General features: G+C 57.4%; 1 pseudogene. It reads right to left on the bottom strand.

The features are described from left to right. Nucleotides 1-272: pseudogene (locus SB816_RS31700) on the bottom strand (IS21 family transposase); the annotation flags it as partial.

The following is a 272-nucleotide window of genomic DNA, read 5'->3' as shown; positions in this document are numbered from 1 at the left end:
AGTAGAGCGGCACGTAGGCTTCGGCTGTCACAGAACCACGGCTCTTGGACCAGGCCTTGGCATATCGGCGAACGGTGTCGTAACTGCCGTCATAACCAAGTGACCGGACCTCTTCGTAAATCCGGATCAGTGTCAACCGGTCGCGCGACACCTTGCCTTCATTGGCAATCAGAAACCGCTCGACATCACCCTTCCAAGCTCCCATCCGGGGCAAGGGTTGATGCCCACGCTTGTAGGCAAACTCAGTCGCATCGGACCGCAGAATTTTGCGC

Source organism: Achromobacter sp. SIMBA_011 (assembly GCF_046535435.1).
GTDB lineage: Bacteria > Pseudomonadota > Gammaproteobacteria > Burkholderiales > Burkholderiaceae_B > Achromobacter > Achromobacter dolens.
Note: the sequence above shows the minus strand (reverse complement) of the source record. Positions and strands in the feature narration are given on the sequence as shown.